Here is a 10,631-nt window from a genome sequence, read left to right as displayed (position 1 = left end):
ACGATTGGTTCGGTCACTGACGATGTCGGTGCGGTCACGGGTGTTGTCGCCAATGGCGGCACCACCGACGACACGCGTCCGGCGATCGCCGGCACGGGCGCAGAGGCCAATGCCACGATCTCGGTCTATGATAATGGCACGCTGCTGGGCACGACCACGGCCAATGGCGCGGGCGCTTGGTCGTTCACGCCGGCTGCGGCGCTTGGCCAAGGGGCGCACAGCTTCACCGTCACCGCGACCGATGCGGCGGGCAATGTCAGTGCACCGTCGGCTGCCTATACGGTGACCGTCGATACGGCTGTCCCGGGCGTGCCCGTGATCGCCTCGGTGACCGATGATGTCGGTGCGGTCGTCGGCGTCGTGGCCAATGGCGGTGCGACCGACGATACGATTCCGGTTATCGCCGGAACGGGTGCCGCGGCGAATTCCACGGTCTCGGTCTACGACAATGGCACCTTGCTCGGCACGACCACCGCCAATGGGGCGGGCGCCTGGAGCTTCACGCCGGCTGCGGCGCTCGGTCAGGGTGCGCACAGCTTCACCGCGACTTCAACCAGTGGCGGCGGCAGTGAGAGTGCGCCGTCGGCGGCTTATGCTGTGACGATCGACACCGCGGCACCCGCCGTTCCGGTGATCGGTTCGATCACCGACGATGTCGGGGCGGTCACGGGCGTTGTCGCCAACGGTGGTACCACCGATGACACGCGCCCTGCGATCGCCGGTACGGGAGCGGAGGCCAATGCCACCATCTCGGTCTATGACAATGGCACGCTGCTCGGCACGACGACGGCTAATGGCGCCGGCGCCTGGTCCTTCACCCCGGGCGCCGCGCTCGGCCAGGGCGCGCACAGCTTCACCGTGACCGCAACCGATGCCGCGGGCAACGCGAGTGCGCCGTCCGCGGCCTATGCAGTGACGATCGACACCGCGGCACCCGCCGTTCCGGTGATCGGCTCGGTCACCGACGATGTCGGGGCGGTCACGGGCGTGGTCGCCAATGGTGGCACCACCGACGATACGATTCCGGTCATCGCCGGGACGGGTGCCGAGGCCAACGCGACTATCTCGGTCTATGACAATGGCACCTTGCTCGGCACGACCACGGCCAATGGGGCGGGCGCCTGGTCGTTCACGCCGGCCGCGGCGCTGGGGCAGGGCGCGCACAGCTTCACGGTGACTGCGACCGATGCCGCGGGCAATGTCAGTGCGCCGTCGGCCGCCTATGCGGTGACCGTCGATACGGCTGTCCCGGGTGTACCGGTGATCGCCTCGATGACCGACGATGTCGGCGCGGTCGTCGGCGTCGTCGCCAATGGCGGCGCGACCGACGACACGATTCCGGTCATCGCCGGAACGGGGGCCGCGGCAAATGCCACGGTTTCGATCTACGACAATGGCATTTTGCTCGGCACGACCACCGCCAATGGCGCGGGCGCCTGGAGCTTCACGCCGGCCGCGGCGCTCGGTCAGGGCGCGCACAGCTTCACCGCGACTTCGACCAGCGGCGGTGGCAATGAGAGTGCGCCGTCTGCGGCCTATGCGGTGACCATCGATACCGCGGCACCGACGGTGCCGGTCATCGGTTCGGTCACCGACGATGTCGGTGCGGTCACCGGCGTCGTTGCCAATGGTGGCACCACCGATGACACCCGCCCGGCGATTGCCGGCACGGGAGCGGAGGCCAATGCCACCATCTCGGTCTACGACAATGGTACGCTGCTGGGCACGACGACGGCCAATGGTGCTGGCGCCTGGTCGTTCACGCCGGCCGCGGCGCTGGGCCAGGGGGCGCACAGCTTCACCGTCACTGCGACCGATGCTGCGGGCAATGCGAGTGCGCCATCGGCTGCCTATGCGGTCACCATCGATACTGCCGCGCCGACGGTTCCGACGATCGGCTCGGTCACCGACGATGTCGGGGCGGTCACCGGTGTCGTCGCCAATGGCGGCACTACCGACGATACGATTCCGGTCATCGCCGGAACAGGTGCCGAGGCCAATGCCACAATCTCGGTCTACGACAATGGTACGTTGCTGGGCACGACGACGGCCAATGGCGCGGGCGCCTGGAGCTTCACGCCAGCCGCGGCGCTCGGGCAAGGTGCGCACAGCTTCACCGTCACCGCGACCGATGCCGCGGGCAATGTCAGTGCACCGTCGGCCGCCTATGCAGTGACCATCGACGCGACCGCGCCTGGCGTTCCGGCGATCGCTTCGGTCACCGACGATATCGGCCCGATCGTCGGCATCGTCGCCAATGGCGGGTTCACCAACGATACGATTCCGGTCATCGCCGGGACAGGGGCGGAGGCGAATGCCACCATCTCGGTCTACGACAATGGCACCTTGCTCGGCACGACCACTGCGAACGGTGCCGGCGCCTGGAGCTTCACCCCGGCCGCGCTTGGCCAGGGCGTGCATAGCTTCACGGCGACCGCAACCGACGCGGTGGGCAATGTGAGCGCACAGTCGGCCGCCTATGCGGTGACGGTGGACACGATCGCGCCTGCCGCGCCTGTGATCAATCCGACCAATGGTGGTGCCGTCACCGGTACCGCCGAACCTGGAACGACCCTGAATCTCGATGTCGGCGGCAATGGCAGCGTCGATGCGACGGTGCCGGTCGATGCGTCCGGGAATTGGAGTTATACGCCCCCGGCGACGATCCCGGACGGCACGACGATCACCGCGACCGCGACCGACGCGGCGGGTAATGTTTCAGGCCCGGCCAGCGCCATCGTCGACGACGGTGCTCCCCCTGCGACGCCGGTGATCACCTCGATCACCGACGATGTCGCGCCGGTCCTCGGCACGGTCGCCAATGGCGGCGGGACCAATGACACGATCCCGGTGATATCGGGGGCGGGCGCCGAAGCGAATGCCATCATCTCGGTCTATGACAATGGCGCATTGCTCGGCACGACCACCGCGAACGGTGCCGGGGCGTGGAGCTTCACCCCGGCTGCGGCACTCGGCCAAGGCGCACACAGCTTCACGGCGACCGCAACCGTGGGTGGCAATGTCAGCGCTCCGTCGCCTGCCTATGCCGTGACCATCGATACGGCTGCTCCCGTCACGCCGGTGATCGGTTCGGTCACCGACGATGTCGGTGCGATCACGGGTGTCGTCGCCAATGGCGGTATCACCGACGACTCCCGCCCGGCGGTCGGCGGCACGGGCGTCGAGGCGAATGCCACGATCTCGGTCTATGACAATGGCACGCTGCTGGGCACGACCACCGCGAACGGTGCGGGCGTCTGGAGCTTCACCCCGGCCGCGGCGCTTGGCCAGGGCGTACACAGCTTCACCGTGACCGCGACCGATGCGGCGGGCAATACGAGCGCGCCTTCGTCTGCCTATGCGGTCACGGTCGACACCGCTGCTCCCGCCATTCTCGTGATCGGTTCGGTGACCGACGATGTCGGCGCAGTCACGGGCGTCGTCGCCAATGGTGGCGCGACCGACGACACGCGTCCGGTCATCGCCGGCACGGGTGCGGAGGCCAATGCGACGATCTCGGTTTATGACAATGGCACATTGCTCGGCACGGCGGTCGCCAATGGTGCGGGTGCCTGGTCGTTCACGCCGGTATCCGCGCTTGGGCAGGGTGCGCACAGCTTCACGGCGACCGCGACCGATGCCGCGGGCAATGTCAGTGCACCGTCCGCTGCCTATGCGGTGACCATCGATACGGCCGCGCCGGGAGTTCCGGTGATCGGCTCTGTCACCGACGATGTCGGGACAATCCTGGGCGTTGTCGCCAATGGCGGCATCACCGACGACACCCGTCCGGCAATCGCCGGCACGGGCGCGGAGGCCAATGCGACGATCTCGGTCTATGACAATGGCACCTTGCTCGGCACGACCACCGCGAACGGTGCCGGGGCGTGGAGCTTCACCCCGGCCGCCGCGCTTGGCCAGGGTGCGCACAGCTTCACCGTGACCGCGAGCGATGCCGCGGGCAATACGAGCGCGCCGTCGGCGGCTTATGCGGTCACGATCGATACCGCTGCTCCCGCCGTTCTGACGATCGGTTCGGTGACCGACGATGTCGGGGCAATCCTGGGCGTTGTCGCCAATGGCGGTGTGACCGACGATACGCGTCCGGCAATCGCCGGCACCGGAGCCGAGGCCAATGCGACGATCTCGGTCTATGACAATGGCATCTTGCTCGGCACGACCACCGCGAATGGCGCGGGCGCGTGGAGCTTCACGCCGGCTGCGGCGCTCGGTCAGGGCGCGCACAGCTTCACGGCGACCGCGACCGATGCCGCGGGCAATACAAGTGCGCCGTCGGCCGCTTATGCGGTCACGATCGATACGGCCGCGCCGGCGGTTCTGACGATCGCCTCGGTCACCGACGATGTCGGGACAATCTTGGGTGTCGTGGCCAATGGCGGTGTCACCGACGACACGCGTCCGGCGATTGCCGGCACGGGTGCGGAGGCCAATGCGACCATCTCGGTCTATGACAATGGCACCTTGTTGGGCACGACCACGGCCAACGGTGCGGGCGTCTGGAGCTTCACACCGGCTGGGGCGCTTGGCCAGGGCACGCACAGCTTCACCGCGACCGCGACCGATGCGGCGGGCAACAGCAGCGCGCCGTCGGCCGCTTACGCGGTGACCATCGACACGACCGCGCCCGCATTCCTGACGATCGCTTCGGTCACTGACGATGTCGGCACAATCACGGGCATCGTCGCCAATGGCGGCGTCACCGATGACACGCGACCGGCGATCGCCGGTACGGGCGCCGAGGCCAACGCGACCATTTCGGTCTATGACAATGGTACATTGCTCGGCACGACGACGGCGAATGGCGCCGGCGTCTGGAGTTTCACGCCGGCTGCGGCGCTCGGCGAGGGCGCGCATGCCTTCAGGGTGACGGCGAGCGATGCCGCGGGCAATGTGAGCGCACAGTCGACGGCCTATACGGTCACCATCGACACCACGCCGCCTGCGACCCTGGTGATCGCTTCGGTCACCGACGATGTCGGGCTGTTGGTCGGCACCGTCGCCAATGGCGGATTCACCGACGATACGCGCCCGGCCGTCGCCGGCACGGGCGCGCCCGCCAACGCAACGGTCACGGTCTATGACAATGGCACATTGCTCGGCACGACGACTGCCAATGGTGCGGGCGCCTGGAGCTTCACGCCGGCTGCGGCGCTTGGCCAGGGTGTCCACAGCTTCACTGCGACCACGAGCGATGCCGCGGGCAATGTGAGCGTGCCGTCTGCCGCCTATGCGGTCACGATCGATACCGCGGCACCCACGGCCACGATCGCGATCACCGCCCTGGCGGACGATACCGGCGCGTCGGGTGACTGGAGCACGGAAGACCGTTCCCCCACGATCCTCGGCACGTTGAGCCAGGCGCTGGGTGCGAACGAGCGTGTCGAGATCAGGATCGATGGCGGCGCGTGGACGGAAGGGACCGACAATGGAACGACCTGGTTCTACGGTTACGGTACGCTTGCCGCCGGCAATCACACCATCGATGTCCGGGTGATCGATGCTGCCGGCAATGTCGGCAATGGCGACACCCAGCCGATCACGATCACCAACACCAATCAGGCGCCGATCGTCCAGGCGAACGAAACCGCACTGCTGGGATTGATCAGTGCGGAGACGCTGGGTCTGCTCGACATCAACGCACAGTCGCTGGTGGCGTTCGATCCCGACAATAATCTCAAATCGGTTCAGGTCCGCTATAATCCGCTGATCAACCTGAATCTGGGCGCCTATGAACTGACGGCGTCCGAACTGCTTGCAGCAGAACTGGGATTGAAGGTCGCCGTCAAGAACGACCCCGGTCTTCTGGGCATTATCGGCCCACTCTCGGAACTCACGATCACGGCCATCGATGGCGGCACGATCGACAATCGCGCGGTCAACGAACTTCTGGCGACAGTGCATTTCGAGCAGGACCTGACCCTGCTGGGACTGCAGGTGCTCAATGAGACCAAGATCACTGCAACCGACAGTCTGGGGCTGAGCGACAATGACTTCACCGGAACATTGCTCGACCTGAGCCTGCTCAACAGCAACGGCAATTCCAACATCAAGCTCGGAACCGTCGGCGCCGAGACGCTGACCGGGGGCGATGCCAACGAACGTCTCTACGGCTTTGCCGGCAACGACACGCTGCTGGGCGGCAAGGGCAACGATCTGCTGCGCGGCGGTGACGGCAGCGACAGCCTGAATGGCGGGGAAGGCAATGACGTCCTCGTCTATGACGCTCTGGACGTGAAGATCGACGGCGGTGTGGGCTTCGATACGCTGCTGATCGACAAGGGAACGGGGACCGTCCTCACGCTCGATGGCGGCGCGACCAACATCGCCAATATCGAGCGGATCGACCTGGGTGTCGGCGATCCGGGGCGCAGCATCACATTGACCGAGGCTGGCGTGATCCAGGTCACCGACAGTGATCGGGAACTCTATGTGACCGGCGATATCGGTGACTCGGTGACAATGACCGGTGCCGCCTATGAGGGGCAGATACTCGTGAACAACCACGCCTATAATCAGTACGGTCTGGGCACCGCGACGATCTTTGTCGAAGCTTCGGTGACCGTGATCGCCTGATCCGGCCCGCAACCGGCCACCCCCGGCCGAAGGCTCGCCATCCCCTTGGACGGGCCTTCGGCATGGGGATGGCCGGAATCGACCGATATCCCGTTGCAATCCGAGACTGGCTGTGCAACGATCCATCCGTGGCGAGGAGTTCGCCACGGATATATTTTCGAGGGAGCCTCGAATGCACGGACAGGATTTCGGCGTCTTTATCGGACGCTTTCAGCCTCTGCACATCGGCCACGAACATGTGGTCCGCGAGGCGCTTTCCAGGACAGACCATCTCATCGTCCTGATCGGATCGGCGAACGTCGCGCGCGATCCGCGCAACCCCTTCACCTATGACGAGCGGCTGGCGATGTTTCGCAAGGCCTTTGCCTATGAAATGGCGAATGGCCGGCTGGTCGTGGAGCCGCTGGACGATCATCTCTATTCCGACGCCGCATGGTGCGGCGAGGTGCAGCAGCGTGTGAAGCGGATCGTGCTGGAGCTGGGCAATCGCGGCGGTTTCGCCGCAAGCGGAATGGCCGATTTCAACGTCAGCCTGACCGGTTACGGCAAGGATGCCTCCAGCTACTATCTGAAGATGTTCCCCGAATGGACGAACATCCAGATCGACAGCCAATATGGCACTTTCAGTTCCACCGATGTCCGCAAGCAATATTTCCAGAGGATTCCGGCGGTTCCCGCATCGATCCTGTCCCCCGGCATCGCCGAATGGATGGAACAGTTCAAGCTGGGCGAAGAATTCCGCACCTTGCTGGCCGAGCGCGAATATCTCGACGATTATCCGCGGCAATGGGGCAAGGGGCCGTTCGTCACCGCCGACGCGGTGGTGATCCAGTCCGGCCACATCCTGCTGGTCGAACGCGGGCAATTGCCGGGCAAGGGGTTGCTCGCGCTACCCGGTGGCTTCGTCAATCCGGCCGAGCGCGTGCGCGACGCCGCGATCCGCGAACTGCGCGAGGAAACCGGAATCTCAGACGGCAAGGGACAGATCCCGCCCGCCATGCTCGCCTCGTTCATCGATGATGGCCGGACGCGCATCTTCGATGCGCCCGACCGGTCGCTGCGCGGGCGGATCATCACCCATGCCTATCTGTTCCGCATGCCCGAGCGGCGGAACCTGTTTTCGGTAAAGGGCGGCGACGATGCCGCGCATGCGCGCTGGTATCGCATCGGCGACCTTTCCGCCGAGCAGTTCTTCGAGGATCACTGGTCGATCATCAACCTGATGGCTGACCTTTGAGAGTCTGTTTGGAAATTCGCCCAATGGGAATTTCCAAACGGGCTTTGAAATCCGCGCGCCGGGGAGTCCGGCACGCGGCCAATATGTGAGGAGTTCACATCATGACCAACCGTATCCTGGCGACTGACAGCTACAAGCAGAGCCACTTCCTCCAATATCCGCCCGAGGCGCGCAAGATCTCCGCCTATATCGAGGCGCGGTCCAATCCGTTCAGCGAAGACCTGATCTTCTTCGGATTGCAGGCCTTCCTGATCGATCATCTTGCCGAACGCATCGACATGGCGGACATCGATGAGGCCGAAGCGGTCTGTGCCGCACATGGCGTGCCGTTCAACCGTGCTGGCTGGGAAGCGATACTGGCCGATCATGACGGCTTCATGCCGCTCGCGATCAGCGCACTACCCGAAGGGACGATCGTGCCGACCGGCGTTCCGCTGATCCAGATCGAGAATATCGATCCGCGCATGCCCTGGCTGAGCACGTTCATCGAAACTGCCCTGCTTCGCGCGATCTGGTATCCGACGACGGTCGCGACCCTGAGCGGCAAGGCCAAGCGGATCATCCATGCCGGGCTGGTCAGGAGCTCCGACGATCCGATGGGGCAATTGCCGTTCAAGCTGCATGATTTCGGCGCGCGCGGGGTTTCCTCCGGCGAAAGCGCGGCGCTGGGCGGGCTGGCGCATCTGGTCAATTTCCAGGGTACCGACACGATGGAGGCGCTGGTTGCCGCGCGCCGCTTCTATGGCGCGGACATGGCGGGCTTCTCCATTCCCGCTGCCGAGCACAGCACGATGACGAGCTGGGGCGAGGCACGCGAGGAAGCGGCCTATGCCAATATGCTCGACCAGTTCAAGGGCGAGGGGCGGACCGTCGCGGTCGTTTCCGACAGCTATGATCTGGACAATGCGATCGAGAATATCTGGGGCGGCAGCCTGCGCGATCGCGTCCTGGCCGAGGGCGGCACATTGGTGATCCGTCCTGACAGCGGCGATCCGGTCGGGACGCCGGTGCGCGCGCTGCACACGCTGTGGGAGAAGTTCGGCGGCGCCGTGAACGGCAAGGGATATCGCGTGCTCGATCCGCATGTCCGGCTGATCCAGGGCGACGGCATGAATCTGGACAGCATCGCTGCGCTGGTCGACCGGGTGATCGGCGCGGGCTTCGCGATCGACAATATCGCGTTCGGCATGGGCGGCGGGCTGCTCCAGCAGCTCAATCGCGATACGCTGCGCTTCGCGATGAAGGCGAATGCGATGCAGTCCGACGACGGCGTCTGGCACGATGTGCACAAAGCCCCGGTGACCGATCCCGGCAAGGAGTCCAAGGCCGGGCGGCAGGCCGTGGTGATGGATGGCGGCCGGCTGGTCGCGCGGCGGATCGAGGCGGTCGGGACGAGCTTGCTCGAGCCCGTGTGGCGCGGGGGCGAATTGCTCAGGCGGTTGAGCTTTGCCGAAGTGCGGGAGCGGGCGGAGCGGCAGCTTTTGGGGTGATCAGCCTATCTCCCCTCCCGTTTACGCGAGGGGGCGCCGTGCCTATCGCACCACGTCGTCATAGCGCGGATCGATGTCGACGGCACGTTCGGCGTCGATCCGCGGGCGGGGGGGGTGGCCCCCCCCCCCCCGCGGCGGGTGTCGCCGCGCTGGCGGTATAGCTGGCTGCGGACATAATAGCCGCGCGCCGCGCGCGGATCGTGACGGATCGCCTGATCGAGATCGGCGATCGCGCGGTCGAGATCGCCCTGGCGCCGATGGGCGAGGCCGCGATTGAGATAGGCGAAGGCGTTGCGCGGCGCGACCGCGATCGCCTGATCGAATGCGGCGACCGCGGCATCGTCATCGCCCTCCCATGCGCGCGCCAGCCCGTCGGTGATATGGGAGGCCGCGCGTCCGGTGGCGCCCTTCGCACCGGGATCGACCAGCCGTCTGCAGCCTTTCAGATTGCGGGTCGGATCGTCGACGGTGCAGGCGTTCCAGTCGCCGCGCCGTTGGTCCGCCTTGCGCTGCACACGCGCGCCGGTCACCACGATCGAGCTGTTATCGGTCTCGGTTTGTTGGACCCGCGAGCCGGTCACGACGATCGAACGGTCGTCGGTTTCGGCGGCCGCCGGCCTGGGCGCCGCTGGCGGCGGTGGGGCAGGGGCCCTTCGCTGTAAAGCGGATGATGGCGCCGTCGCCGCCGCAATCTCGGCACGCTGGGTGTCTGCCCTGACACGTCCGGCGCTCTCATTCTCCACGGATATCGCTGCCGGTGGCGGCGGCGGCACCGCCAGAGCCATTGCAGGCACATCGGCGAGTGCGATTGCAGGCGCCGCAACGGCTTTGGTCGCGGGCGGCGGCGGAACCGTTGCGGGTGGTGCGACGGGGTTTGCTGGCGATGGCGAAACGGCGACGTCCTGTGGCCGGGCGGGCTCCTCGACCGACATCGGCGCTTCGGCGGTGTTGGTGAGCGCGTCCGGTGCATGAGCGGTCGGGCTGTTCTCGATCGACATCCAGATCGCGGGAATGCCGACCAGCGCGACGAGGGCGACGCTGACCATCGCTCCGATTTGCGGACGGCCGAGCTGTCGCCACCAGGGCAGCGGTTCGGGTCGCGCGGGTGTGTGCCGCCGGGTATCGGGTGGTGTTCCCGCGCCGGCCGCATCGAAGCGCCGCAGTGCCACCTCGATCGCGGCGTCGCGCCGGGCGGGCGCGGGCGGCGGCGGTTCGGGCAGCGATGCGGCGATATCGTCGTCGTTCACCGTTCGGCCTTTCCGGCCGCACACATGGTGCGACCAGGGCCCGACAAGCGGCCGCGTGACCGG

Annotated in this window: 4 protein-coding genes; 3 read left to right on the top strand and 1 reads right to left on the bottom strand. The window is 66.3% G+C overall.

Translation table 11 applies throughout. From position 1 onward, the window contains the following. The 3 genes from AC3WN8_RS04580 to AC3WN8_RS04570 all read left to right on the top strand — a co-directional run. A partial coding sequence (locus AC3WN8_RS04580) for an Ig-like domain-containing protein (protein WP_492668206.1) occupies positions 1 to 6,594 on the top strand: 6,594 nt, incomplete at its 5' end. A gap of 172 nt (positions 6,595 to 6,766) precedes the next feature. Next, complete coding sequence (locus tag AC3WN8_RS04575) at positions 6,767 to 7,831, top strand: bifunctional nicotinamide-nucleotide adenylyltransferase/Nudix hydroxylase (RefSeq protein ID WP_492668205.1); 1,065 nt, start codon at positions 6,767 to 6,769, stop codon at positions 7,829 to 7,831. A gap of 101 nt (positions 7,832 to 7,932) precedes the next feature. Continuing rightward, positions 7,933 to 9,321, top strand: coding sequence for a nicotinate phosphoribosyltransferase (locus AC3WN8_RS04570; RefSeq protein ID WP_492668204.1), 1,389 nt, complete (start codon positions 7,933 to 7,935; stop codon positions 9,319 to 9,321). A 5-nt stretch (positions 9,322 to 9,326) separates the two neighbouring features. Here the strand turns inward: AC3WN8_RS04570 and AC3WN8_RS04565 are convergent, their stop codons facing one another. Next, complete coding sequence (locus AC3WN8_RS04565) at positions 9,327 to 10,568, bottom strand: tetratricopeptide repeat protein (RefSeq protein ID WP_492668203.1); 1,242 nt, start codon at positions 10,566 to 10,568, stop codon at positions 9,327 to 9,329. Positions 10,569 to 10,631: the final 63 nt, after the last annotated feature.

Source organism: Sphingobium sp. FW305-3-2-15-F-TSA7, assembly GCF_058787155.1.
The sequence above is the reverse complement of the archived record's forward strand: the minus strand, read 5'-3'. Positions and strand labels throughout refer to the sequence as shown.